General features: G+C 56.7%; 21 protein-coding genes and 1 tRNA gene. 10 read left to right on the forward strand and 12 right to left on the reverse strand.

Annotation, left to right across the window (positions count from 1 at the left end):
* Nucleotides 1-25: 25 nt before the first annotated feature.
* From citG to DD597_RS10620, 8 genes are read right to left on the reverse strand one after another with little or no spacing between them, the layout of a single operon-like run.
* Nucleotides 26-829, reverse strand: coding sequence for a triphosphoribosyl-dephospho-CoA synthase CitG (gene citG / locus DD597_RS10585; protein ID WP_032610106.1), 804 nt, complete (start codon nucleotides 827-829; stop codon nucleotides 26-28).
* On the reverse strand, nucleotides 807-1346 hold the full coding sequence (citX, locus tag DD597_RS10590) for a citrate lyase holo-[acyl-carrier protein] synthase (protein WP_045895102.1): 540 nt from the start codon (nucleotides 1344-1346) through the stop codon (nucleotides 807-809). The genes citG and citX overlap by 23 nt, the downstream gene beginning before the upstream one ends.
* Complete coding sequence (gene citF / locus DD597_RS10595; protein ID WP_049126772.1) at nucleotides 1343-2866, reverse strand: citrate lyase subunit alpha; 1524 nt, start codon at nucleotides 2864-2866, stop codon at nucleotides 1343-1345. The genes citX and citF overlap by 4 nt, the downstream gene beginning before the upstream one ends.
* Nucleotides 2867-2876: 10 nt before the next feature.
* A complete protein-coding gene (gene citE / locus DD597_RS10600; RefSeq protein ID WP_129256164.1) occupies nucleotides 2877-3752 on the reverse strand; it encodes a citrate (pro-3S)-lyase subunit beta in 876 nt (291 codons plus the stop codon).
* Nucleotides 3749-4042 carry a citrate lyase acyl carrier protein gene (citD, locus tag DD597_RS10605; RefSeq protein WP_003862439.1) on the reverse strand — a complete coding sequence of 98 codons (294 nt, stop codon included), beginning with the start codon at nucleotides 4040-4042 and terminating at the stop codon, nucleotides 3749-3751. The genes citE and citD overlap by 4 nt, the downstream gene beginning before the upstream one ends.
* 16 nt (nucleotides 4043-4058) lie before the next feature.
* Nucleotides 4059-5081, reverse strand: a complete 1023-nt coding sequence (gene citC, locus DD597_RS10610) for a [citrate (pro-3S)-lyase] ligase (protein WP_047053914.1) — start codon at nucleotides 5079-5081, stop codon at nucleotides 4059-4061.
* A gap of 13 nt (nucleotides 5082-5094) precedes the next feature.
* Nucleotides 5095-5958, reverse strand: a complete 864-nt coding sequence (locus tag DD597_RS10615) for a fumarylacetoacetate hydrolase family protein (RefSeq protein ID WP_023314832.1) — start codon at nucleotides 5956-5958, stop codon at nucleotides 5095-5097.
* A gap of 17 nt (nucleotides 5959-5975) precedes the next feature.
* Nucleotides 5976-7337: a 2-hydroxycarboxylate transporter family protein gene (locus DD597_RS10620; protein WP_022651841.1), complete on the reverse strand. Its 1362-nt coding sequence runs from the start codon at nucleotides 7335-7337 to the stop codon at nucleotides 5976-5978.
* A gap of 345 nt (nucleotides 7338-7682) precedes the next feature.
* On the opposite strand from DD597_RS10620, the gene DD597_RS10625 reads away from it, so the two are divergent.
* Complete coding sequence (locus DD597_RS10625; protein WP_129256165.1) at nucleotides 7683-9320, forward strand: sensor histidine kinase; 1638 nt, start codon at nucleotides 7683-7685, stop codon at nucleotides 9318-9320.
* On the forward strand, nucleotides 9310-10002 hold the full coding sequence (locus tag DD597_RS10630) for a response regulator (protein WP_003862448.1): 693 nt from the start codon (nucleotides 9310-9312) through the stop codon (nucleotides 10000-10002). The genes DD597_RS10625 and DD597_RS10630 overlap by 11 nt, the downstream gene beginning before the upstream one ends.
* 93 nt (nucleotides 10003-10095) lie before the next feature.
* On the opposite strand, the gene DD597_RS10635 is transcribed toward DD597_RS10630, so the two are convergent.
* Nucleotides 10096-12231, reverse strand: a complete 2136-nt coding sequence (locus DD597_RS10635) for an ornithine decarboxylase (RefSeq protein WP_129256166.1) — start codon at nucleotides 12229-12231, stop codon at nucleotides 10096-10098.
* A 181-nt stretch (nucleotides 12232-12412) separates the two neighbouring features.
* On the opposite strand from DD597_RS10635, the gene DD597_RS10640 reads away from it, so the two are divergent.
* The gene (locus DD597_RS10640) at nucleotides 12413-13126 is read left to right on the forward strand and encodes a DUF554 domain-containing protein (RefSeq protein ID WP_129256167.1); all 714 of its coding nucleotides are present in this window, start codon (nucleotides 12413-12415) and stop codon (nucleotides 13124-13126) included.
* A 95-nt stretch (nucleotides 13127-13221) separates the two neighbouring features.
* Nucleotides 13222-13297, forward strand: a tRNA-Phe gene (locus DD597_RS10645).
* Between the two features lie 77 nt (nucleotides 13298-13374).
* Here DD597_RS10645 and DD597_RS10650 read toward each other — a convergent pair.
* Entirely contained in the window at nucleotides 13375-15159 is a 1785-nt protein-coding gene (locus DD597_RS10650; protein WP_129256168.1) for a hybrid sensor histidine kinase/response regulator, read from the reverse strand.
* Nucleotides 15156-15788 carry a response regulator transcription factor gene (locus DD597_RS10655; RefSeq protein WP_048242078.1) on the reverse strand — a complete coding sequence of 211 codons (633 nt, stop codon included), beginning with the start codon at nucleotides 15786-15788 and terminating at the stop codon, nucleotides 15156-15158. Before DD597_RS10655 ends, DD597_RS10650 begins: the two co-directional genes overlap by 4 nt.
* 175 nt (nucleotides 15789-15963) lie before the next feature.
* Between DD597_RS10655 and DD597_RS10660 the strand changes: the two genes are divergently transcribed.
* Both DD597_RS10660 and DD597_RS10665 read left to right on the forward strand, forming a co-directional pair.
* Complete coding sequence (locus DD597_RS10660) at nucleotides 15964-16278, forward strand: lipoprotein (RefSeq protein ID WP_003862457.1); 315 nt, start codon at nucleotides 15964-15966, stop codon at nucleotides 16276-16278.
* 116 nt (nucleotides 16279-16394) lie between these two features.
* The gene (locus tag DD597_RS10665; RefSeq protein WP_045342438.1) at nucleotides 16395-19472 is read left to right on the forward strand and encodes an autotransporter outer membrane beta-barrel domain-containing protein; all 3078 of its coding nucleotides are present in this window, start codon (nucleotides 16395-16397) and stop codon (nucleotides 19470-19472) included.
* Nucleotides 19473-19533: 61 nt separating this feature from the next.
* On the opposite strand, the gene DD597_RS10670 is transcribed toward DD597_RS10665, so the two are convergent.
* A complete protein-coding gene (locus DD597_RS10670; protein WP_003862459.1) occupies nucleotides 19534-20061 on the reverse strand; it encodes a LuxR C-terminal-related transcriptional regulator in 528 nt (175 codons plus the stop codon).
* A 668-nt stretch (nucleotides 20062-20729) separates the two neighbouring features.
* On the opposite strand from DD597_RS10670, the gene pgaA reads away from it, so the two are divergent.
* Genes pgaA through pgaD form a run of 4 tightly spaced genes read left to right on the forward strand, consistent with a single transcriptional unit; the run spans nucleotide 20730 to nucleotide 26869 of the window.
* Nucleotides 20730-23168 (forward strand): poly-beta-1,6 N-acetyl-D-glucosamine export porin PgaA, encoded by a 2439-nt coding sequence (pgaA, locus tag DD597_RS10675; protein WP_129256169.1) that lies wholly within the window; start codon nucleotides 20730-20732, stop codon nucleotides 23166-23168.
* An 8-nt stretch (nucleotides 23169-23176) separates the two neighbouring features.
* Complete coding sequence (pgaB, locus tag DD597_RS10680) at nucleotides 23177-25114, forward strand: poly-beta-1,6-N-acetyl-D-glucosamine N-deacetylase PgaB (RefSeq protein ID WP_129256170.1); 1938 nt, start codon at nucleotides 23177-23179, stop codon at nucleotides 25112-25114.
* A complete protein-coding gene (gene pgaC / locus DD597_RS10685; RefSeq protein WP_023314840.1) occupies nucleotides 25107-26438 on the forward strand; it encodes a poly-beta-1,6-N-acetyl-D-glucosamine synthase in 1332 nt (443 codons plus the stop codon). The genes pgaB and pgaC overlap by 8 nt, the downstream gene beginning before the upstream one ends.
* Complete coding sequence (pgaD, locus tag DD597_RS10690; RefSeq protein ID WP_003862463.1) at nucleotides 26435-26869, forward strand: poly-beta-1,6-N-acetyl-D-glucosamine biosynthesis protein PgaD; 435 nt, start codon at nucleotides 26435-26437, stop codon at nucleotides 26867-26869. The genes pgaC and pgaD overlap by 4 nt, the downstream gene beginning before the upstream one ends.
* Nucleotides 26870-26871: the final 2 nt, after the last annotated feature.

A 26871-nucleotide genomic window follows, 5' to 3' on the forward strand; every position in this document is an offset into this window, starting at 1 on the left:
CGGGTAAGGCGTAGCCGCCACCCGGCTATTTTATAGCAGACAGCACCCACCCCACCGACAGCAAATCCGCGCTGCCGCCCGGACTCAGGTTTCGTTCAATCAGTGCCTTATCCATCTTAAGCAACGCCTCGCGATCCCAGCCGTTAGCCAGCAGTTCCCGCGCGTAGCCCTGAACATAGCGCAGCCCCTGAATGCCGCCGCGTGACACGAGATTACTGTCCTGATTGACCGCCATCAGGCGCAACAGCAGGTCGTGAAGCAACTGTCCGTTCCACTGCCCCAGCGCCTTACGCACCGTCGCAAAGCCGCTCTCCGCCTCGCCTCGCGCCCCGGTTAAGCCGTAATGCTGAAACTGCCGCTCCCCCGCCGTTGCCTGCCCGCTGCGCCCGGCCAGCTCCCGCGCCACCAGCCCGCGACAGATGTTACTTACCTCACAACAGAGGCTATCCGCAGAGATATTTTTCACACGACCGGCGGCGAAGCAGAGCAAACCAAGAGCAAAAATACCGCCCTTGTGGGTATTTACCCCGCCCGTGGCGGCGTACATTGCCTGCTCGCAGGCCATTCCCATTGGGCGGAGAATCCGCAACTGCCGATCGGCAGGTTTGGCCGCATGTGCTTCACCCAGTTCCGCAAACCGGGCAAACCACGGCGTAATCGCCATAATGCTGCGGACAAACAAGGCATGGTCCATATCCCGATGCGAGCCGTTATTGAGCCTGTCCACCAGCCCCGGCTTGGGCGTCAGCTCCAGCTCCTGCCACAGCGCCGCTTCGGCAAGCGCAGGCACGTCAACCGGGCGCGGTTTAGTCGCGAGCAAACCAGTCATCGATCATCTTCTCCACGCGGGAAACCACCTGCTCAACGGGATGGTGGCGCGAACGGGAACAGGCGTGGGCGGGCTCGTCGCAAATCAGACAGCGTCTGAGGTGTGAACCCAGCGACTGACGGCCCACGAGGCCGTTTTCAGGGCAGATCACGTCCAGATCCCACAGTCTGCCGAGCGGGTGCGTCTGCTCCAGTTCTGCACAGTGCGCCTTGATTTCCGCCGCCGGATGCGCGACGCACCACAGCGCTTCAGGTCCGGTGGGTAGCCAGAGCACCTGGCGGTCCAGCACCTGCCAGCGGTTTTCCCACAGCAGCTGGTCGCACATCTGTAACGCCACGCCCATGGTGTTGCGATAGCGCAGGCTGTCTTTGATTTGCCCGGGAGTGACCAGCGTGAGGGAGATCACCGGTTGTTGATAGTGCGTAAGCCAGTCAGCCTGACGGGCTGCGCGGCGCTCTTTCGCCGCCAGCAGTTCCTCCAGGCTGACACCCGCCCGCACGGGTGTCGCTAAAGTCATACTTCCTCCTTCACCTGTCGCACAGTGTCGATCACGCTGCCGTCGCGGTAGCGGATCACCCCGACGATTTTGTCGGTGAACTCAATCGGTTTCGGTACGCCTGTCAACGAAATCGCTCGCTCATACAGCGCGTTGATATCTACAACCTTCATCCCTGCTTCCATGAGTCGTTCGCGGATCTCCGGGCGCGCCGGGTTGACCGCAATACCGTGGTCGGTGACCAGCACGTCAATGCTCTCCCCCGGCGTGAGGCGAGTGGTAACGCGCTTCACGACGGTCGGGATGCGGCTTCGCAGCAGCGGCGCGACCACAATGGTCAGGTTGGCTGCCGCCGCCACGTCGCAGTGTCCGCCGGATGCGCCACGCATCACGCCATCGGAGCCGGTGATGACATTGACGTTAAAGTCGACGTCGATTTCCAGGGCGCTGAGGATCACCACGTCGAGCTGGTCGCAGCTTGCCGCCTTGCTGCCGGGGTTGGCGTAGACGTTGGTGGAGATCTCCACGTGGTTCGGGTTGCGCGCCAGCGAGGCCGCTGCCTGGCCGTCAAAGCACTGGGTGTCGAGCAGATTTTCGATGAGCCCCTTCTCGTGCAGATCCACCAGGCTGCCGGTGATGCCGCCGAGCGCAAAGCGCGCCTTCACGCCGCTGCGCTCCATCTTCTCTTCCATAAAGCGGGTGCAGGCCGTGGCCGCCGCGCCGGAGCCGGTCTGCATCGAGAAGCCCGGTTTGAAGTAGCCGGAGTGTTCAATCACGTCCGCCGCATAGCGGGCAATCATCAGCTCGCGCGGGTTGCTGGTGACGCGCGCTGCGCCGACGCTGATTTTCGCCGGGTCGCCCACGCTCTCCACCTGCACGATGTAGTCCACCTGATCCTGCACCAGGCTGGCGGGCATATTGGGGAACGGCACCAGCGCTTCGGTCAGCAGCACCACCTTACGGGCAAACTGCGCGTCCACCATCGCGTAGCCCAGCGAGCCGCAGCACGATTTGCCGTGCGTGCCGTTGGCGTTGCCAAACTCATCGCTGCACGGCACGCCGAGAAACGCCACGTCGATATTCAGCTCGCCGTCCTGGAGTAGCTTCACGCGCCCGCCGTGGGAGTGAATTTGTACCGGCTCGTCCATCAGCCCGTGAGAGATGGCATCCGCCAGCCTGCCGCGCATGCCGGAGGTGTAAATCCGGGTGATGACGCCGCTTTCGATATGCTCGATCAGCGCGTCGTTGCAGGTCATCAGCGAGCTGGAAGCCAGGGTCAGATTTTTGAAGCCCATCCGCGCCAGCAGCGCCACGACGGTGTTGATCACCCGGTCGCCTTCGCGAAAGGCGTGGTGGAAGGAGATGGTCATCCCGTCCTGCAAGCCGCAGCGCTTAACCGCCTCTTCAATAGAGGCGCAGAGCTTGCGGCTGTGCTTCGCCTCGCTGTCCGCCAGCCACGGCGTCGCGCTGTGGGCGGTATCAAAGGGTTTCAGATCCCGCAGATGGGGGAAATTCATATGGAGAAGTTCTGTCTGATTCATTATGTCATCCTTACCGACGCACGCCGGAGGCCGCCGCGCGCTCCAGCACCACCTGCGCGTGGTTAATAATCGGTGCATCCACCATTTTGCCGTTGAGCGACACCACGCCCAGGCCGTTACGCTCGCCCTCTTCTGCCGCCTCAATCACCCGCTTCGCGTGTTCCACTTCTTCCCGTGTCGGGGCGTAGGCGTTGTGCAGCAGGTCTATCTGGCGCGGGTTAATCAGCGATTTGCCGTTAAAGCCCATCTTGCGGATCAGGTCGACCTCGCGCAGGAACCCGGCTTCATCGTTAACGTCTGACCACACCACGTCGAAGGCGTCGATGCCTGCCGCGCGGGCGGCGTGCAGCACGGCGCAGCGGGCGTAGAACAGCTCGGTGCCGTCGCCGCGCTCGGTCTGCATGTCCATCACGTAGTCAAAGGCGGCCAGCGCAATGCCGATGAGGCGCGGAGAGCTGCGGGCAATCGCCACGGCGTTGATGACGCCAATGGCCGATTCAATCGCCGCCATCACGCGGGTGGAACCCACCTCGCGGCCGCACACCTGCTCGATACGCTCGAGGTGGCCTTCCAGCTCGTAAATATCGTCCGGGGTGTCGGTTTTCGGCAGGCGTATCACGTCCACGCCCGCGCGCACGGCGGCCTCCAGATCCAGCAGGCCAAACGGCGTGCTCAGCGGGTTAATGCGCACCACGGTTTCGATATCCTGATACATCGGGTGCTGCAACGCGTGGAACACCAGCATGCGTGCGGTGTCTTTCTCGCGCAGGGCCACGGCGTCCTCAAGGTCAAACATGATGGAGTCGGGACGGTAGATAAAGGCGGTAGAGAGCATGGCGGCATTGGCGCCTGGCAGGAACAGCATACTGCGGCGGAGTTTGCTCATTTCAGCGCCTCCCAGTTGATGGCCTGTTCATCGGCGGCACGCATCAGCGCGCTTTGCAGGCGGGCGCGAATAACACAGTCCAGCGCCCCTTTGTCTTCAATAATGATTAATCCCTGGTGCACGTTCATGGCGCGCAATGTGTCGTTGACCACCTGGCGAATCTGCTCGCCAAACTGCTTAATCACTTCGCTGTGGATGACGATCTCCAGCTCACCGTGAGCGGGGGCGATTTTCACCATCAGGTCGCTGGACTCCTGCGTTCCGGCCAGCGCCTCCCTTACAATTTTCATGATAAATTCCTGGTAGTTAAGCGACTTCGGCACTCGCACGGTAATGCGTTTCGAGGTGCGCGAAGGTGGAGTCCGGGACAATCTCCCGGATCCGGGAAAACTGCTGTGTCTTCAGTAAGCGGCGCACTTCGGACGCCGATATGGCGTTACCGGTGGCCTTGATGCGCGGCATTTCAACCACCTCGATATGCGAGGCCAGCAGGTCGTGCAGCGTCTGGTTGTACTGGCGGGTGATGTCGCAGAACGGCTCCGAGCCGATGAAGCGGTGCGTGATGCCGAGCGCCGGGGCGATGAAGTCCCGGAAGATCAGCACGTCGATCTCGCTCCACGCCTGCTGCACCTTGCCGGTCTCCTTCAGGAAGTAGGCCGGAAACGTGGCGCGGGAAATGATGTACTGCGAGCCCTCATGCACCACCACGTTCGGCAGGTGCGCCACGCCCGCGCGCACCATCTCGAGACGCGCGCTGAACGGGAAGAACGACGCGTCTTCGCGCACCACGAACAGATGCAGGGCATCGCATCGCTGCGCCGCCTGCTCCACCAGATGGCGGTGGCCGAGGGTGAACGGGTTGGCGTTCATCACGATGGCGCCAATGTTCTCCCCGCACTTGCGCTTCGCGCGCAGGGAACGGCAGTAGCGCGCGATCCCCTGCGGGGTGTTCTCCATCAGCACCGCGTTGTTCCCGCTCTGGGCGATAGGCCAGAAGCCGCTGCGGGCAAAGCGCTCCCGGTTGCACGGCCGGGTGCAGAGGAAGAGGTGAAAATGGCCGCGCTCCAGCGCCGCATTTTCCACCTCTGCCAGCAGACGCGCACTGAGGTTTTCCCCACGAAGCTGCTCGTTGACCGCCACGCATTTGATGACGTTGGCAGCCAGCCCGGCGCAACCCACCAGCTGCGCGCCGGACCAGGCTTCGACAAACAGCGTGATGTCGTTGTCCAGGCCAAGGCCGCTGTCTGCCAGCAGGTAGCGGATCTGGCTTAAGCGTTCCGGGTGTTCCGCCACAACGGTGTGCCGAAAATCAATGGGTTGCGATTGCATGCTGCCGTCTTACTCAGTGCGCTGCCGCGAGCCCGACGGCTGGCGCTTCCACGATCACGTTGCTCAGATGACCGATATGCTCGATCTCCACCTCAATGCGATCCCCCTCCTTCATAAACAGCGGCGGGTTGCGCTTTTTACCCACGCCGCCAGGTGAGCCGGTGATGATCACGTCGCCCGGGCTGAGACGGGTGAAGGTGCTGATGTACTCGATCAGCTCCGCCACCTTGTGGATCATGCTGCTGGTGTTGTCTTCCTGCACCATGCGGCCGTTCAGCCAGGTGCGGATTGCCAGTTGGTGCGGATCGGGGATCTCATCCGCCGTCGCCATCCACGGGCCGAACGCCCCGGTCTGCCGCCAGTTTTTCCCGGCGGTGAACCAGGTGTGCTGCCAGTCGCGGGCGGAGCCGTCCATGTAACAGCTGTAGCCCGCCACGTGGCGCAGGGCGTCGTCGCGGCTGATATTCTCCCCGCCTTTGCCGATGATCACCGCCAGCTCGCCTTCGTAGTCGAATTCGCTGGAGTGGCGCGGCTTCAGCACCGGCTCGTTGTGGCCGGTCTGTGAGTCCGGGAAGCGGACAAACAGCGTCGGGGCCGGGTTGTGCTGGTCAAACTCCTTGCGCTTGTCGGCGTAGTTCATGCCCACGCAGAGGATTTTTTCCGGCTGGACAATCACCGGTAAGAAGGTGATGGCGTTCAGCGGTACATCCACCGCGTCGTTCAGGAATCGGGTGGCCTGCGCCAGCCCGTTCCCCTGCAACAGCGCTTTAAGATCGCCATAGCGGTCGCCGAGGCGGCGGCCTAAATCAATCACGCCGTCGGCCTGAACGATGCCGTAGCTGCGTTTTCCCTGGTATAAAAAGCTTGCGAGTTTCATTGTTCTTTCCTGAAAACTTAAACGAGGAAGTTGCCCAGAATCAGCAGAGAGATGGAGACGTTAATCGCCCCGCCGATACGGGTAGCAATCTGGGCGAACGGCATCAGGCTCATGCGGTTGCCTGCGGTCAGGATCGCCACGTCACCAGTACCGCCCTGGCCGCTCTGGCAGCAGGAGACGATGGCGACATCAATCGGGTGCATACCAATCTTTTTGCCGACGAAGAACCCGGTTGCCACCAGCGCGGAGACGGTGCTGATAATCACCAGCAGGTTGGTCAGCGTGAAGGCGGCCACCAGTTCATGCCATGGGGTGATGGCTACGCCAACGGCAAAGAGAATCGGGTAGGTCACAGAGGTCTGGAAGAATTTGTACACCACCTGAGAGCCCTCCAGCAGACGCGGAGAGGCACCGTTGCAGAGCTTCACCAGCACCGCCATAAACAGCATGCCGACCGGCGCAGGCAGACCAATCAGCTTGTGACCGAGCATGCCCAGCATGTACAGCAGCACCGCCAGCAGCGCGCCGGAGGCGATGGTCGTCACGTCCGCCTTGCCGGAGAACGCAGGCTGAGAGACAGTGGCATCGGCATTGGCGCGATTCGGCATCAGCTGGCCTTCACCGGTCAGGTGCGGGTAGCGTTTCCCGAGCTGGTTGAGGCAACCGGAGATAATGATCGCCGTCAGGCCGCCGAGCATCACCATCGGCAGTACGCGGCCGAGCGCCACGCCCTGATCCATATGCAACAGGGTGGCATAGCCGATAGAGAGCGGGATCGCCCCTTCCCCGACGCCGCCCGCCATGATCGGCAGAATGATAAAGAAGAAGATCTGGAACGGCTCGAGGCCCAGCGCCAGCCCAACACCCATGCCGACAATCATGCCGACGATTTCACCGCACAGCATCGGGAAGAAGATGCGCAGGAAGCCCTGGATCAGCACGGTGCGGTTCATACTCATGATGCTGCCGACGATAATGCAGCAAATATAGAGATAAAGAATGTTGGTGGATTTATAGAACTTAGTGGTGGATTCCACTACTACATCCGGCAGCAGGCCGTAATAGACCAGCGCGGAAGGAATAAAGGTGGCGCAAATTGCCGCCGCGCCGAGCTTGCCGACAATCGGCAGGCGTTTGCCGAACTCACCGCAGGCAAAGCCGAAGAAGGCCAGCGTGGCCACCATGACCACAATGTCGCTCGGTAGTTTTCCGCCCAGGCAATCAATCGCAATCAGCGCGCCCGCCAGAACGAACAGCGGCAGAGGTATAATGCCGATTTTCCAGGTATCCATAATATGCCACCAGCGCTCTTTGAGCGATGGCCGCTGAATATCAATCGGGTCGTGGGTAACAGAGAATGAATCGTCAGTTGTGCTCATAATAAGCCCCTTAGTTATTTTGTGCGTTCAGCTTAGAGTCACAAAGGCTTACTTTATGTGAGGGATGGCATATTAAAAGCGAAGTTTTAATGGACGCTATGGTTTTAATGGTTTCTTTTATTTAATGTGATTTATGCCTTATTTATTGCCGTGGTTTTTATGGTTTCTTTTCTTAGCTGAACAAAGAAATAACATTTATTCATTTAACCTTAAGAGGATGAGACTTTCGGAAAAATCTTTTACAGGCTGCGCTGTGCAAGGGATCACAAGTTTTCGGCAAAGCGGGCATCCTGGCCTTAAAAGATGATATATTCAGCCGACCTGTTGATATCTCGCGTGATAGTTATGAAAGTATCGTTTCAGATCAAGCTGTTTATTTCGCTGGTCGCCTTTTTCTCAGTGCTGTTCGCATTACTGGGCGGATATTATTATGTCGATGTCGGCAGGCAGCTTTATCAGGAAATGAGCGCGCGCGCAAAAATACAGGCCGAAGAAATTGCGCTTATTCCAACCCTGCGAAAAGAAGTCGAACAAAAGGATATCCAGGGCATCCATGACTTTATGCAGAAAATAGCCGCCCGCAGCGACGCCAGTTTTATTGTGATTGGTGACAATAAGGGGCTGCATCTTTTCCACTCCGTGTTTGCCGACCGGGTAGGCAAAACGCTGGTTGGCGGAGATAACGACGAGGTATTACACGGCAAAAGTACCATCACCATCCGCAAGGGCGGGTTAGGCATTTCACTGCGCAGCAAAGCGCCCATTTTTAATGATGCCGGGCAGGTGGTGGGGATTGTTTCGGTAGGCTATCTCACAAGCTATCTGGACACCATCACCGTCAGCAAGGTGGTAAATATCCTGATTGCCGCCGTGCTGCTGCTTATCGCCCTGTTTATTTTCTCCTGGTTCTTCACCCGCAGCATCAAGAAGCAGATATTCTCTCTGGAGCCGCGCGAAATCGGCCTGCTGGTGCGCCAGCAAAAGGCGATGATGGAATCCATTTATGAAGGGGTGATTGCCATCGACGACGATCTTCGCATTGAGGTGATTAACCAGGCGGCGCGTAAATTATTAGGCTTACGCCAGCCCGCCCGCGAACTGCGGGGTCAGCCCATCAGCCAGGTGATCGCGCCCGTCCCGTTCTTCAACGCGCAAACCATGCTTGCGAAAGACACCCACGATGAGATCTGTCGCTTTAACGATCTCACGGTCATTGCCAGCCGGGTGCGGATAATGCTGGAAGATGCATTGCAGGGCTGGGTGATCACCTTTCGCGATCGCAACGAGATCGACTCGCTCAGCGCCCAGCTCAGCCAGGTGAAGCGCTACGTTGATAACCTGCGCATCATGCGCCATGAACAGCTGAACCGCATGACTACGCTGTCCGGCCTGCTGCATATGGGCCGTTATGACGAGGCAATTCGCTACATACAGGCGCAGTCGGAACACGCTCAGGAGCTGCTGGACTTTATCTCGTCCCGCTTTAGCTCTCCGACGCTGTGTGGTTTGCTGCTTGGAAAGGCCGCCCGCGCGCGTGAAAAAGGCGTTGAGCTGAGTTTCGATCCGGCCTGCCGGGTGGATAAACCGTTCCTGCCGCTGCTCGAATCGGAACTTATCTCGATCATCGGGAACTTGCTGGATAACGCCATTGAAGCGACCCAGCGTGCACCGCTCCCGCATGCCCCGGTGGACGTGCTGATAAAGCTGAACGAGCAGGAACTGATTATTGAAGTCGCCGACCAGGGCGTCGGCATCACACCGGAGATCCGCGACCGGATCTTTGAGCGCGGCATCACCACCAAAACGCGCGGCGATCATGGTATTGGCCTGTATCTGATTGAAAGCTATGTCACACAGGCTGGCGGTGCAATTGAAGTTGCCGATAACACCCCACGCGGTGCCATTTTCTCACTGTTTATTCCCGCCACGGGAACGGCCCGGCACCCCGTACAGGAACTGGAAGATACCGACTATGCAACATGAACTTATCGACGTACTGATTGTTGAAGACGAGAACGAACTGGCGCAACTGCACGCGGAGCTTATCGGTAAACATCCGCGTCTGAGGCTGGTGGGGATTGCCGCGTCGCTGGCCGACGCGCAGGTACAACTGGAGAGCAAACAGCCGAAGCTGATGCTGCTGGATAACTACCTGCCGGACGGCAAAGGCATCACCCTTATCAGCAACCCGATGCTCACCCGCGCCAACTGCTCGGTGATTTTCATCACCGCCGCCAGCGATATGGACACCTGTAGCCAGGCCATTCGTAACGGCGCGTTTGACTATATCCTTAAGCCGGTCTCCTGGAAGCGGCTCAGCCAGTCGCTGGAGCGTTTTGTGCAGTTTGCCGAACAGCAGCGCGTCTGGAAGATTGTCGACCAGCAGAACGTGGATTCACTCTATCAGTTACAGGCGAAAAACTATCGTCTGGACAACGGCAGCAAAGGGATAGAGGAGAACACGCTGGCGCGGGTGCAAATGCTGTTTAACAACAAGGCGGCGCACTGTTTTACGGTGGATGAGGTGGTGAGCGAGACGGGCCTGAGTAAAACCACCACCCGGCGCTATCTGGAACACTGCGTGGAGGTGGGTTTTCTGACGGTGGAGATGCTGTACGGTAAGATTGGACATCCGAGAAGGATGTACAGGCGTAGTGCGACTTAACTCCCCTCACCCCGGCCCTCTCCCCAAAGGGGCGAGGGTGAAAAGACGGCTCCGTGCAATCCCCTCTCCCCTTTGGGGAGAGGGTGAGGGTCCCTACTTCAATACGTACCCATACAGCCGCTTAATCCCGTCCGCATCCTTCTCGCTGTAAACGCCCTGCAACTCTGGGGAGAAACCCGGCAGCATATTAATGCCCTCTTCCAGTGCCAGGAAGTAGCGCTGTACTGCTCCACCCCAGACTTCCCCCGGCACCACGCACAGCACGCCCGGCGGGTATGGCAGCGCACCTTCGGCGGCAATGCGTCCTTCGGCGTCACGAATACGCACCAGTTCGACGTTCCCGCGAATGTACTCCTGGTTGGCATCCTGGGGGTTCATCACCACGGCAGGCAGGCTCTCCTGACGGAACATCGCCTTCTGTAAATCCTTCACGTTAAAGCTGACGTAGAGATCGTGCATCTCCTGGCATAGCTTGCGGATCGTATAGTCGCGGTAACGCACCGGGTATTTCTGATAGATGGTCGGAAGCACATCCGCGAGCGGTGTGTCGTCTTCAATATGCTGTTCAAACTGCCCCAGCATCGCCACCAGCTGCATCAGCTTCTCCGCGCTCTCGGCTGGCGTCAGCAGGAACAGGATGGAGTTGAGATCGCACTTCTCCGGCACAATGCCGTTCTCGCGCAGGTAGTGGGCGAGAATGGTCGCCGGAATGCCGAAATCGGTATAGTGCCCTGTTTCAGCATCAATGCCCGGCGTGGTCAGCAGCAGCTTGCACGGATCGACGAAATACTGCTCGCGGGCATAGCCTTCAAAACCGTGCCATTTTGCACCCGGTTCAAAACTAAAGAAGCGACGTTCGCTGGCGATGGCCTGCGTGGGGTGATCCTGCCATGGCCGCCCCGCCACCACCGGTGGGATAAACGGTTTGATCATATGGCAGTTAGCGATGATGGCCTTGCGCGCTTCAATGCCCAACTCGACACACTCCGCCCACAGCCTGCGTCCGCTTTCGCCCTCGTGGATCTTGGCGTTCACGTCCAGCGCCGCAAACAGCGGGTAAAACGGGCTGGTGGAGGCATGCAGCATGAACGCGTTGTTCAGCCGCTTGTGCGGGCAGAAGCGCGACTGACCGCGAATATGGTTATCCTTTTTATGGATCTGCGACGTTTGTGAGAACCCGGCCTGCTGCTTGTGGACCGACTGGGTCACGAAAATTCCCGGATCGTTCTCGTTCAGTTCCAGCAGAAGCGGAGACGTTTCCGCCATCATCGGGATAAATTGCTCGTAGCCGACCCAGGCGGAGTCAAAGAGGATGTAGTCGCAAAGGTGCCCGATCTTGTCGATCACCTGACGGGCGTTGTAGATCGTGCCATCGTAGGTGCCGAGCTGAATGATCGCCAGACGGAACGGGCGCGCCTCGGCGGCTTTCTGCGGCGCGACGTCACGGATCAGTTCCCGCAGCCAGGCCTCATCAAAGCAGTGCTCATCAATCCCGCCGATAAAACCAAACGGATTACGGGCTGCCTCAAGATAGACAGGCGTTGCCCCGGCCTGGATCAGCGCCCCATGATGGTTGGACTTGTGGTTGTTACGATCGAACAGCACCAGATCGCCACGAGTCAGCAGCGCATTGGTCACCACTTTATTGGCCGCCGACGTGCCGTTCAGCACGAAGTAGGTTTTATCCGCGTTGAACACTTTCGCCGCGAACTTTTGCGCGTGCTTGGCAGAACCTTCGTGGATCAGCAAATCACCGAGCTTCACGTCGGCATTGCACATATCGGCACGAAACACGTTTTCACCGAAGAAGTCGTAAAACTGCCGCCCCGCCGGGTGTTTTTTGAAAAAGGCGCCGTGCTGGTGACCCGGACAGGCAAAGGTGCTGTTTCCCATCGCCACATACTGGCTCAGGGTGTCAAAAAAGGGTGGCAGCAGGTTCTCTTCATACCGGCAGGCGGCAGATTCCAGTTCCAGCAATTCCTGTGCTTTACCCGAGATGATCGCCGTGACACCCTCTGGCACCTCTCCTGGCTCTGTTGAGAACATAAATACCGGTAGCTGAAAGCCCGTACGCTCCAGCAACGCGAGAATGCCGCTGTAGCTTTCAACAACCGTAATGACGACTGCCGCCACATCGGTGAAATCAGTGTTATCCAGCATAACCTTTTCGCGATGCGTAGAAACTTTGGATACCAGCTCGCGGCTGACGGCAATTTTCATGGTTTTCATAGGCGCAAATACCCTCACCGAACGGTGAGACAGGAAGGAGAAAATTCGCGCAATCATGTCACCTTTTATTTTCAGGTGCAAGAAGGAATCAGTATGCGTTACGCCTCCCAAAGCTAAGCGTAATCAGGGACGAACGTGCCATAATGATGCAATGCCAGTGCTTAAATAACAGGAGTTAAACGTGGTAATTGGACCCTTTATCAATGCGGGAGCCGTATTGCTGGGCGGTGTACTTGGGGCAGTATTAAGCCAGCGGTTGCCGGAGCGTATTCGCGTCTCCATGCCCTCCATTTTTGGCCTGGCGTCGTTAGGGATTGGTATCCTTTTAGTGGTGAAATGCGCCAACCTGCCGGTGATGGTACTGGCGACGCTGCTCGGGGCACTGATCGGCGAATTTTGCTATCTGGAAAAGGGCATCAATCACGCGGTAGGCAAAGCCAAAAATCTGATTGCCCGACCGGGCAAGGCGAAGCACGGCACGCACGAGTCGTTTGTTCAGAACTACGTTGCGATCATTATTCTGTTCTGCGCCAGCGGCACGGGGATATTCGGTTCGATGCAGGAAGGGATGACCGGCGATCCCAGCATATTGATTGCGAAAGCGTTTCTGGATTTCTTTACTGCCACCATCTTTGCCACCACCCTCGGCATCGCCGTCGCCGCGATTTGCGTGCCGATGTTGCTTATTCAACTGGCGCTGGCCACCTGCGCCACGCTGATCCTGCCGCTGACAACGCCAGCGATGATGGCAGACTTTACCGCCGTCGGCGGCCTGTTGCTGCTGGCGACAGGGCTGCGAATCTGTGGCATTAAGATGTTTGCAGTGGTGAACATGCTCCCTGCCCTGCTGCTCGCGATGCCGCTATCCGCGCTCTGGACGCACTTTTTCGCTTAAGTTTGCGACGAAATGGTGAGAGAGTGTGCAGTCTGCACCGAAAGCAACAAATTTCGTTGACGCCGGAGGGAGGATCGGGTTTAATGCGCCCCGTTGCCCGGATAGCTCAGTCGGTAGAGCAGGGGATTGAAAATCCCCGTGTCCTTGGTTCGATTCCGAGTCCGGGCACCAAATTTCATATTAACGGACCTCCACGGAGGTCCGTTTTTGCATTCTGAGCCCGCCAGAATCATTACTTCTGCATTCCCTTAACGACATCCCAACCACTGCGTCAGCAGCGCATACAGTTTAGCTGGCTCCAGAGGCTTGCGGAGTACCAGGTACCCCTCCTGCTCCGCCTCCAGCAGAACCGGTGAATTAAATTCGCCGCTAACTATCGCGCCGCTCATATCCGGCAGACGTTCAAAAAGCGCTTTCAGGATATCGAAGCCGCTTTCGCCGGATCGCAGGCGCTGGTCGCACAGCACGGCGAACGGCGTAAAGCCGTCGTCGATTATGGCAAACGCTTCTTCAGCGGAGGCCGCACAGCGTACGTCGATTCCCCAGACGCTCATCAGGCTCTCCCAGGCAGACGTCACCAGCGGGTCGTCATCGACAACCAGGCAGGAACCGTGCAGCGGCGCATAGCGTACCGGCGTGGCGGTGTTATCAGCGGCGGGCGGGGTATCCAGCACGCTATCTTCGCCAGCATATTGGGTAAAGCGCATCCAGAAGCGTGAGCCTTTCCCTTCAATGGATTGCATCCCGTATTTCACCTTCATCAGCTTGGCACAACGGGCAACGACGGCCAGTCCCAGCCCGTGTCCGGCGCTGTCGATCTTCCATGCCAGCTCGGGGCGGTAGTAAGGTGAGAAGATTTTGCCCTTCTCTTCATCGGCGATACCGACTCCCGTGTCCCACACCTCCACCATACACTCGTCACCGCGCGGTCGGATGGCGACCAGCACCCCGCCCTGGAGCGTGTAGCGAAGGGCGTTTTGAATCAGGTTGATCAGGGACTGTCGCACCAGTAGCGGATCGCCCATCACGTAGATATGGCGTTTAGGCCGCCGGATGCACAGCCTAAGCGCGCGGCTGTTGGCCTCTTCACGAAACAGCGTGATAACCGAGTCGAGCAGAGCACCGATATCCACTTTGGTCGGGGCAGAGAGGACATTCCCGGATTCTATTTTGCTGAGATCGAGCAGAGAGTTGAGCATTAAATGTACCGAGCGAACGCTCTGCTGAAGGTCAAGAAGCTGTGGCGTCAGGCTGCCGTCCCGGTTTCGATGGAGGATGGCTTCGATCAGAAAGCCCATAGCATGCACAGGCTGGCGCAGATCGTGGCTGGCGGTGGTCAGAAACTGGTTTTTATCCAGCAGTGCCTGCTCCGCGTCCTCTTTGGCCTGACGAAACTGTTCCGCCAGCCGTGAGCTTTTTTCCTCAAGCAGTGCCTGCTGAATAAAGAACGCATGGGAAGTTAACGCATGGCGGTAAATTGCGAAGCCGTAAAGTAGATTCAGCATGAGCACGATGAACATCAACTCATCCAGCCGCCAGATAATACCGAGGTTCAGCACCCCCCAGGAGGCGAAGAAAAAACGCGTGAAGGTACTGATGACAGGCGTCAGATGTGTCGCATTGGCGGCGACGATGGCGGCGATGCTGATATTAAGTAACAGGAAAAAGTCAAAATTCTGCGTCTGTGGCGTAATTAAATAGAGTGAAGAAATTCCCAGCCCGTGAATAAAGGCAATATTATTAATACGCGGAAGCCAGCGTCGCAGGACGTCCCTCTCACCGTTTTCTTTCGCTTCACGCTGATAGCATCGGTGCAATAGTCGTATCGCCACGGCACATAGCAGATAAATAATTATCCAGATAATCGTTGGGCCGAGGTCGTCCCCAAGCATATAAATCCAGATGGCGAAAGGAATACCCACAAAGGGCACAGCACTAAAGCTAAATACCAGCCGAAGAAAGGTGTTGTTTAGCAAACGGATCTGCGCCGGAGCAGAGATACCATCATTTTGTAAGCTCTGGAAAAACCTCATTCCGACGGATCCTGCTTGCCATGCAGAAGCGTGATGGCTTCAACCCGGCTGTTAACGCCTATCTTTTTCAATATATTGCTGATGTGTTCTTTGACCGTGGGCTCAGAAATTGAAAGCTGTGCGGCGATTCGTTTATTCGGCAGGCCGCGCATAATCATATTTAACACGTCTATTTGTCGCGGCGTTAAGTTAAATTTACTTAACTTCTCATTATTGGCCTTAACGGAAATTTCGTTTCCCTCAGGAAACCAGGTCTGATTATCAGTGAGTGCGAAAACGGCCCGCGAGAACATCTCAGGTGGCTCGCTTTTCAATACAAAACCGTGTCCCCCGGCGGCATTAACTTTGCGCCAGATATCATTATTGTCATCCCCGCTGACCACCAGGAGTCGTACCTGTGGGTAAAGTTGTTTTACTTCTTTGAGTAATTTCAGGGCCGTTCCGGAAGAGAGCCAAAAATCGATTACCAGCAAACGTGGCGGGCCATGATCTCTAATTTGTCGGTAGCAATCATCCTCATTCGTCACCACACACGCCTGTTTAAACTGGCAATGTGTAATCAGAAAATTGGCGATGCCGCTTGCTACCAATGGATGGTCATCAACGACTAACGCATAATTCTGTCCCAAAGGAGCCTCCTTTTACCTTCGCATATCTTAGAGTACAGATGAATTATTATCTACCCACCCTACTTTAGGAGGGTTTTTTCGATTAGGAAAGAGAAATATATTATTCGCTGATTTGGGTAAAAGAAAACATAAATACAATCAGTAAAATTAACTGGTTGGATATCAAGGATAATTTATGAAAAAACCACTAATCGTTTTAACCGTTACGTTGATGTTAGCCGGTTGTTCCACGTTGAAAACCGATCAGGCTATTCCACTCCTCCAGGCGGAGACCGCTAAAATGCTGGGACTGGGCTCATCGGATGAAATAACTGTGACCAACGTTAATGGCGCCCAGCCGGACGCACTGGGAGGACAAAAACTCTCTTATCGCGCCACGACAGAAAAAGGGCGTATTTTCGATTGTTCATCGATGATGATGCCGGGAATTTTAGGATCCGCACCGACGCTGAGCGCGCCAACCTGTACACCTGTTGTCACACATAAATAATTAACGCCGCATCAAAAGGCGTACATAAATAACGCCTTTTACATTATCTGGCGTATCTGAGTTTTCATAAAAAAACGATGTTCCTGACATCATGCTAATGTGTACGGAGATAGCCCGTGAATAACTCTACATCGCATTCTTTAGCGGTTAAGACACCGCTTTCCAGACTTTACCTCGCTCTATTTTCCGCGCCGCTGTTACTGTTTTTACCTGCCGATATCGCGCGTGCAGCCGATGCCTTTTTTGATGGCGACTCGCGTATTACCGAAACGCTGGGTTACACCGGTGATGTTTATGTTGGACGTAATCAACGCGGAAATCTGTTGATCGATAATGGCAAAATCACCGCCTATAACATCAATATCGGTCGGCTGTTCGACGGCAAAATTTATGAAAGCGTGGTCACGGTCCGTGGGCCAGACGCTGAGCTTAACGCGGTGAACGATCGGTACGTCCTGCGCGGCGACCTGAATCTTGGCCTCGGCACCCTGCGAGTCGAAGAGGGCGCGTTGGCGAGTGCAAAGGAGATTGTTGTCGGCACCACCCGCGGCTACGACAGCCACCTTATCGCCACGGGTGCTGGCTCTCGTGTGACCAGTAATTTTCTCAGCGTAGGCACCGATCTGGGCGCACGCTCCACGCTTGCGATTGAAGACGGCGCTGCGCTCAATACCGCTTACGATGCACGCATCGGCAACGGTACCGGACCGGGTGAAACCGACACGCTGAGCCCGAAAGCCACCGTCACTGGGAGCGGCTCACAGTGGAACGTTGGCCGTACGTTGACGCTTTATGGCGACCTGGACGTGCTGAACGGCGGAACGGTTAACGTTGGCGGCGTGCAGGTGGCAGGCGTCTCCGGGGCAGGGAAAACCGCCGAGCTGGTTATTGCGGGCGAGGACTCACGCTTTACCAGCGGCAGCAGCGTGAGCGTGGGCGATTACGGCAATGGCGTGCTGTCTGTGATTGACGGCGGTTCATTTTCCGCTGGCAGCAATGCGCTGATCGTGGGGACATCGGGTTCCGGCTCGAACCGGGGTGCGCTCATCATCGGCAGCCGCGGCAATATGGACACCGGCACGGGTTTAACTGAGCCAACGCTTGGCACGGCGGGCGGCGCAGGTACCCTCGATGCGAAGACGGCAATAAGCCTGCGTGGCGGACTGTTCGGCAGCTATGTCTACTTCAACCATACCGACGGAAATTACATCTTCAGCAACACGATGAGCGGTGAAGGTGATGTGATCAACACCTCCGGGCAGACGACGCTGAACGGCGATCTTTCCGCACTCAAGGCGAACGTCACCGCGCGGGGCGGTAAAGTCATTATTGCCAGCAATATTAATACCCAACCAGAAGACGATATTTTTGACGTCCAGACGCTTAGCGCGGAGAACGGCGGCACGCTGATCCTCAATGCGACGGCGGGTTCAGACGTCAGCAACGGGGTGGGTTACAGCAGCGCCGCGTCAATCAAGTCCGGCGGCACGCTGGGCGGCAACGGGACGCTGGGCCAGACCGAGATCCTGTCCGGCGGACATATCTCGCCCGGCGACGGCACTATCGGTACGTTGACGCTGAAACGCTATCTGAACTTTATCGGCGAATCCTTCTATGACGTCGATATCGCAGGAGATGGCCGCAGCGACCAGCTACTGGTATCGGGCAAAACCACCATCAGCAATCAGGCTAAGGTACAGGTCACCGCGCTGGATCCGCAAACCAGCTATAAAACGGGCCAAAGCTACCGCATTTTGACCTCCGACGGGGGAATTGACGGTGAGTTCGCCGGCGCGATCTCCAAATCCGCCTTCCTCGACGTGGCGCTTAAGCAAAGCACCAACGCCGTCGATCTGACCATCGCGCAGAAAGAGACCGGTGGCGAGAATCCTGGAGGAGAAAATCCCGGAGGCGAAAACCCTGGCGGTGAGAATCCTGGTGGTGAAAACCCCGGAGGCGAAAACCCTGGCGGTGAGAATCCTGGTGGAGAAAACCCCGGAGGCGAAAATCCTGGCGGTGAGAATCCTGGTGGTGAAAACCCCGGAGGTGAAAACCCGGGCAGCGGCAAGCCGGGCATTTTCCAGACCGTGGCCCAAAGCAGCAACCAGTGGAATACCGCTGGCGCGCTCTCCACGCTGACGCAAAGCGGCCCGTCTCTGGCGCTGTATAACTCGCTGCTTCTGCTGAGCGCACCGGAAGCGCGCGAGGCGTTCAACCAGCTTTCTGGTGAAGTTTATCCGTCAATGCAGTCCAACCTGATCGCTGGCAGCACGCAGGTGTTTAACGTGTTAAACCAGCGCATGCAGCGCGCGTTTGATAACGACAGCCTGCCGATACCACCGTTAGCCATGTCGCTGGTGCAGCAGCCGGAGCCGCAAAACAATGGCGTCTGGGGCCAGACCTTCAGCTCCTGGAGCCGAAACAGCGGCGACGGTAACGTGGGCAAGCTGGACGGCAACACCACCGGCTTCCTGCTGGGGGCAGATCGCAAGCTGGCGGACCATAACGTGCGGGTCGGCGGCTACTTCGGCTACAGCCGGGGTGATTACGACGTCGACAGCCGTCGATCCTCAACGGATACCGACAACTATCACCTTGGCCTGTATGCGGCGGGTCAACAGGATGCGTTCTCCCTTCGCGGCGCGCTGGGTTATACCTGGCACAAGATCGAAGGCGAGCGCAATGTTGATTTCAGCGGTTTCTCGGATCGGCTGAAGTCAGATTACGACGCCAACTCCCTGCTGGCGTTCACCGAAGCGGGCTACCGTTTCGGCCAGCCAGACAGGAATATTGAGCCGTTCGTCAATTTATCGTACATCCGGCTGCATACCGACAGCTTCAGGGAAGACGGCGGTGCCGCTGCGCTGAGCGTCCGTAACGAAACGATGAACACCTTCTACACGACACTCGGGTTGCGCGGTGTGACCGAGCTGCCGAAGCACGTTAACCTCTACGGTTCATTGGGCTGGCAGCACGCCTATGGCGATAAGAATACCTCTTCGCGCATGGCGTTTGCGGGCAGCGACGCGTTCATTACTCAGGGACAGGCCGTGGATGAGGATGTGATGGTCGGTGATATCGGCGTGAGCGTACAGCTGTCGCGTGCTGCGACGCTGGATGTGGGTTACCAGGGACAATATGGTGCGGATACCCGCGTCAACTCGGTTAACGCCAATCTGCGCTGGTCGTTCTGAATTATTTCCATTAAAAGAACCCGCCCTCGTGGCGGGTTTCTGCTTTTGGCTTCTGACGAGGCTAGGGATCGTTCCCAACCGCGTCCAGCAGTTTGTTTTTAAAGATAAACAAACACGCCTCGTTGAAGTTCCCTGCCCCTAACCGCTCTGACAGCACCGTTCGCTTGCGATAGAGGCTTTTAACCGACATATTCAGCTTATCTGCAATCTCTTCCATTGACCTCCCTGCCTTCAGCAACCGGATCATTATCGCTTCGTGTCGACTCAGCCGTAAGTTAAGCAGCCATTTGGTTGTCAGACGCCTGCCTTTCATATCAAGCACCAGATTAAATAACGACGCCATATCCGGAGCCGTAAGCGACGTGTTCATAAACAGCTTCATACTGAGAAGATCCTCCTCTCGAGGACGCATATCCAGCATAACGCAGCAGATCGTTTTTCTCGTTCTGGCCGGATGGCGTATCAGGTAATCATATAAACGGAGCGGCGTACGGCTATCAATCAGTACAGTATATTCATTTGCGTCGGTATCAAATATGTTTCTGTCTATCGAACTGAGGCAAATTATATCCGGGAAAAATAGCCGCATCCCCCTGACAAGGAAACAATCCTGAGTCACTAACACTATTGAAGTCGCCACTAACCATCCCTTTTAGATTAAAGCAAGCCCGCCTCTTAAGAAACAAGAACGCTTTCGTTTATAGCGTTTTACATTAACGGCAAATGTTTTCTGGCTTTGATCATCCCTCAATATGACATTGGTGAGCTAGACTTTTTGCAGACTATCACTCAATGCCTGGCGTTAATTATAAATAAAAAAGAATTTCAGAAAAGTCACTTCTCTGAACATTAAGAATTTTTGTCATGAAACTTCCCAAACATGCACCAGAAAGTACTTTAATTAACTCAGAAGAACTTCATTTTGAATATAACAAAACAGGAAGCAGAGAAAGAAAAATCATTTAATATCAATTAATTAAAAACATCAACTCTGCACTAAATTATCTAAAAAACTTACTTCTCCCAGAATTATCTCAAAACCTCCCAGCCGCTTTTCAACTTATTTATCCCCCAACACATCGGGTGTACATTAAGCCCAATCAGACCGCTGAGATGAGGGCTCATAATTACCTTTAAGTAAGTACCCCATAACGTAGCATCATTCAGATTTAATGTTCTCCTTTATGCCCTTTAACGCAGAGTTAAAAGGCGGCCGTGTTATGCAATGGATTCACAATAAACAAATGGCAAATAGATATGGAAAGATCGCTTAGCTTCACTACGTTATTCTTTTATCGCACCACAATATTATTGTTCCTGCTTTTACTCTTTCCTGTTCTGGTTCAGGCTGATGAATCCGTTTATGAGCATCAGATACAACAGGCACGTAACGGTAATTACGCTCTGTTTCTTGATTACCTACAGCGCTATGAGCAACAACATGCTTTAACACCCGGACAGGTTGCGGACTGGTTACAGGTAGCCTCCTGGGCAGGATGCGATGACGAAGTTATCCGGGTCTGGCAGCGTTATGGTATTTATATGCCGCTGCCCGCTCGCGCCATCGCTGCCGTCGCCCAGTCCAGAAGAAACCAAAAAGCCTGGCCATCCGCCTTATCGCTGTGGAAAGAGGCGCTCAGCCTTGCGCCGGATAACGACGATTACCGCATCGGCTATGTGAAGACTCTGGCCGATGCCCGCAAAGATCGCCTCGCGCTTTCGGAAGCCCGGCAGCTGGTTAAAGACAATCCTTCTCCCGCGCACCTTGAGACGCTCTCCTATGTCTGGATGCGCCAGGGAAAAAACAGGGATCGGCTGCTGGCTGACATGCGCGCGCTGAGCGCCGCGCCAGGGAATGAGGCCCTTCTTCGCGAGACGATCGATGCGCTAACGGATAACCGGGTAAGCACGCCCGCACTCTGGCTGTCACAAAACGCGGCGCTCTCTCCTGCGGAGCGCCGCCGCCTTGAGCGTAACGCCGCGGCTGAACGGGTACGCCTGGCGGATGTGCCTGGCAGAACGGAGAAAGAGCGCCTGCGGCTGGCACAAAACGCATTAGATCGCTATCACGCCCTGCTTTCCCGCTGGCAAAACGACCCGCAGGCGGCTGAAGACGTCATCCTTGCCCGTATCGATCGGCTTGGCGCCCTGTATGCGCAGGGTAATTACCAGCAGGTCATTAGCGAATATGAGTCGCTGACGGCCGCACAGCATCCGGTGCCGGACTGGGCCATCGGCTGGGTGATCTCTGCATATTTGCAGGAGAAAAACACCGTTGCCGCCTTCTCGCTTGTGCAACGCTATCCACACTACGCCTCCGATCCGCAGGATGAGGAGCATGCGCTTTTCTACGCCTGGCTGGATACGGGGCAATATCAGGCCGCCCGCCGCTACGTTGAGCGCGAGACCCGCAGCGTTCCCTGGACCCGCTACGATTTCGGGTCCCCCACCGCCCAGCCAAACGATCGGTGGCTTACCGGGCAGTCACTCAAATTTAACTATTTGCTGGCAACCAACGCCCTGCCGGAGGCCGAAAAGCTGTCGTATCGTCTGGCGTCAACGGCGCCGGGAAATCAGGGATTACAGATTGATTATGCCGCCCTGCTTCAGGCCAGAGGCCTGCCGCGTGCGGCCGAGCAAAAGCTTAAACGAGCAGAGACGCTCGAACCCACGAATCTGGAGCTTGAAAAACAGCAGGCTTACGTCGCAATGGACCTTCAGGAGTGGCGCCAGATGGATTCACTGGCTGATAACGTAATTGCTCGCGCCCCCGCCGATCGCAGCGCCCGTCGCCTGGACAGACTCAGAATGGTCCACCATATGTCTGAGCTGCGTCTGAAGGCGGGTAAAGGATTGCACTCAGATAACCCCGTCAGCGGAAGCCACGACATGAACTGGGACGCCACGCTCTATGGCCCGCCCGTGGCGGATAACTGGCGGCTGTTTGCCGGCACCCGCTATGCCCAGGGGAATTTCGACGAAGGTAAAGGCATCAGCCGCCACCTGTTGGGCGGCGTTGAGTGGCGCCCCCGTGACCTCACGCTCGAAGCCGAGCTCTCCGGCAACCACTATCACGGCAAAAACAGGCCGGGCGCACGGCTCTCAACAACTTACAGCCTGAGTGATAACTGGCAGGTCAGTGGTAACCTCGAGCGCTTGTCACGCGCCACACCCTTACGGGCATTACGCAATGGGATTAGCGCCAACCGGGGTGAAGGTGGGGTGCGCTGGTATCAAAACGAGCGACGTGAATACCAGTTCAACGCCGCAATCAGCCGCTTCTCAGACCACAACCGCCGTCAGGAATACACCCTCTCTGGGAAAGAGCGTCTCTGGCAGACCCCGACCCTGACGCTGGAGCTCGAACCGGGGATCGCCGCCAGTAAAAACAGCCTGCGGAATACGCTCTATTACAACCCGGCACGGGAGCTGTCCGTGACGGCTGCCCTGTCCGTTGACCATGAGATGTACCGCCACTACGACACTCTCTGGAGCCAGCAGTTCGAGGCAGGCGGGGGCAGCTACTGGCAGAAAAATCAGTCACCTGGCGCCGTTACCCTGCTGGGTTACGGGCAACGCATCCAGTGGAACAACGTTGTCGATACTGGCGTGATGCTGAACTGGGATAAGCGCCCTTACGACGGCAAACGCGAGAGCAATCTCTCCGTCACGTTAGATGCGACTTTACGCTTTTAAGGATGAATATGCTGAACACACGTTTTTCTATAAGCCTGATCGTCATCGGCTGGCTCTGCCTCAGCGCGAGCCTCTGCGCGCAGCCGCTCTCCTTTATGGCCCCTGAAGAGAGGCCGCAGCTGGAGGCCAGCAAACCCTGGCCGGAGAATCAGTTTTTGGTCCTGGCCTACCACGACGTCGAAGATGATGCCGCCGATCAGCGCTACCTCTCCGTTCGCACCAGCGCGTTAAACGAGCAGATAAGCTGGCTTTTGCACAACGGCTATCACGCCGTTAGCGTGCAGGACATTCTGGATGCGCATGAAGGAAAAAAAGCGCTGCCGCCGAAAGCCGTTTTGCTCAGCTTCGACGACGGTTATAGCAGTTTTTACACCCGGGTCTGGCCCCTGCTTCAGGCCTGGAACGTTCCTGCGCTGTGGGCACCGGTGGGCAGCTGGGTGGATACGCCGGCAAATCAAAAAGTTAACTTCGGCGGTCTGATGACGCCCCGCGATCGCTTTGCCACCTGGGATATGGTTCGCGAGCTCAGCCAGTCCCCGCTGATTGAGATTGGCTCGCATACCTGGGCCTCGCATTACGGCATTCCGGCCAACCCGCAGGGAAGCCGTGAACCCGCCATCGCTAACCGTTTTTTTGATAACGCGACGGGGCATTACGAAACCGATGAACACTTCAATCAGCGGATCGCCGCAGACGTACGGAAAGTCACCGATAAAATCACCCAGGTGACGGGAAAAGCGCCGCGTGCCTGGGTGTGGCCCTATGGGGCGGCCAACGGTACATCGCTCGCTATCGCCCAGAAACAGGGCTATCAGCTGGCCTTTACCCTGGAGGACGGGCTGGCAAACGTGCGCGACCTCGGCAACATCCCGCGCCTGCTGATTGCCGGAAATCCGTCGATAAAAACCTTTGCCAACACGGTTAGCCGCGTTCAGGAGTTTGAACCGGTGCGCGTCATGCATGTTGATCTTGATTACGTCTACGATCCCGATCCGGCCCAGCAGACGAAAAACATCAACAAACTCGTCCAGCGGGTCTACGACATGAAAATCAGCCATGTGTTTCTCCAGGCGTTTTCGGATCCGCGGGGCGACGGCAGGATCAGCGCGCTCTATTTCCCCAACCGTCGTCTTCCGGTCCGGGCCGATCTCTTTAATTTTGTCGCCTGGCAGCTACAAACCCGCGCGGGAGTGAAAGTCTTCGCGTGGATGCCGGTTCTCTCTTTCGATCTCAGTCCAGCCTTGCCGCGCGTGCAGCGCCGTGAGCGTCAAACGGGAGAGTTGACCGTGGCCGCCGAGCCCTATATCCGGCTCTCCCCCTGGAGTCCGCAGGTTCGCCAGCAGGTGACGGAGATCTATGAAGATCTGGCCCGCTATGCCAGCTTCAACGGGATCTTGTTCCATGACGACGCAGTGCTGACGGACGTTGACGATGCAGGACAGGATACGACCCGGCAGAAGAGCCAGCGGCTTATCGGCTTTACCCGCACCCTGAGCCAGGCGGTGAAAAACATCCGTGGCCCGCAGATCAAAACCGCGCGGAACATGTTCGCGTTACCCATTCTTGAGCCGGAAAGCGAGGCATGGTTTGCGCAAAATCTGGATGATTTTCTGGCGGCCTACGACTGGACGGTGCCGATGGCAATGCCACTGATGGAGTCCGTCCCGGCAGAAGAGAGCAATGCCTGGCTGACGCGTTTAGTCAAAGCCGTCGCCGCACGCCCCGGCGCGCTGAATAAAACGATTTTTGAGCTACAGGCCAGGGACTGGGCGCAGAAACCGCAGCGTGCCGTAGCCGATGAACGTCTGGTGGAGTGGATGCGGGTGCTCCAGCTGAACGGCATCAAAAATTACGGTTATTACCCCGACGACTTCCTCAACAACCAACCTGATATTTCGCGTATCAGACCTGAATTTTCTTCGTACTGGTATCCTGACAATGACTGATCGCATTATCGCCTTCTCTATTTTGTGTCTGGTATTCGGGTTGCCGTTAGGCGTAGCCGCGCTGTTTACTGGCGAACTGATTCTGGACTTTGTCTTTTTCTGGCCGCTGTTTATGTCCGTGCTCTGGGTAACCGGCGGCCTCTATTTCTGGTTTCAGCTTGAACGGCACTGGTCGTGGGATAACGCAACACCCGCCCCCGCCTTAGCCGGTGAGCCGTTAATCTCGATTCTTATTCCCTGCTTCAATGAGGAACGCAACGCACGGGAGACCATTAGCGCCGCGCTGGATCAGCGGTACTGGAATGTAGAAGTTATCGCCATCAACGACGGTTCTTCTGATAACACGGCGGAGGTACTGCAACAGCTGGCGCGGGAGCAGCCGCGCCTGCGGGTGATTAATCTCGCGGAGAACCAGGGGAAAGCCGTGGCGCTCAAGGCCGGCGCTGCGGCGGCCCGGGGCGATCTGTTGGTCTGCATTGACGGCGACGCCCTGCTCGACCGCGACACCGCGGCGTATCTGGTGGCACCGCTGATTCAGTATCCCCACGTTGGGGCCGTCACCGGAAATCCGCGTATTCGCACGCGCTCAACGCTGATTGGTCGTATTCAGGTGGGCGAGTTTTCTTCCATTATTGGCCTCATCAAGCGAACGCAGCGGATCTATGGCCGGGTCTTTACCGTCTCCGGCGTCATCGCCGCCTTTCGCCGACAGGCGCTGGCGGATGTCGGGTACTGGAGCCCGGATATGATCACAGAGGATATCGACATAAGCTGGAAGCTTCAGCTTCGCCACTGGGATATCTTTTTCGAGCCGCGGGCACTGTGCTGGATCCTGATGCCGGAGACGCTAAAGGGACTGTGGAAACAGCGTCTGCGCTGGGCGCAGGGGGGTGCAGAGGTGTTTCTGGTTAACCTGCGCAAGATGGCCCGCTGGGAGCATCATCGCATGTGGCCCCTGTTTCTCGAGTACGCCCTATCAACGCTGTGGGCATTTGCCTATGGGGCGACCGTGGTGTTGTTCATTCTCAGCCATATTATCCCTCTTCCCGCGAACCTGGCCGTTGCGAGCCTGTTTCCCCCGGCGTTTACCGGGCTGCTGCTGGGCGTAATGTGCCTGCTGCAATTCCTCGTCAGTTTGTATATCGAGCGGCGCTACGAGCGGAAAGTGGCAGGCTCGCTGTTCTGGGTAATCTGGTTCCCGATGGTGTACTGGATGATTGGCCTGTTTACCACCCTCGTGGCATTTCCGAAAGTCATGCTTAAACGTAAACGCGCCCGCGCGCGCTGGATCAGTCCGGACCGGGGTAAAGGGAGCATTCAATGAACGAGAGTACGTTAATTTTGACTGAACATCGGCTGGCACCGCGTCTTTTCGATGCTGCATTAACGCTGATAGCCTGGGGAGGATTCCTGTTTTTCCTGTACGCCAGGCTGTGGATGCAGTTAACCGAGGAGGGCGATCACCGCTGGAACGCAATTATCGCCTCTTTTAATACAGTGCTGGTTTATCTGCTGATTGCCGCGTTCAACGGCTGGCTGCTGATCCTGTGGTATCAGTACAATCGCCGCCGCGCGCATGTGAGGCGGCGTCATCCGGAAATGTTGCGCCATGACGAGCTTGCCCAAAGTTTTAACGTCACGCCGCAAATTATGTCCGAGATGAGCCAGTACAACCTGCTGACGGTTTACCATGACCAGATTGGCCGGATCATTGATTTGAAGATCAGCGAGCAGCAGGACGAGAAAGAAGAGTAAGA

The organism is Enterobacter cloacae complex sp. 677-3DZ2D5B (assembly GCF_004136695.1).
Taxonomy (GTDB): Bacteria; Pseudomonadota; Gammaproteobacteria; order Enterobacterales; family Enterobacteriaceae; genus Enterobacter; species Enterobacter hormaechei_C.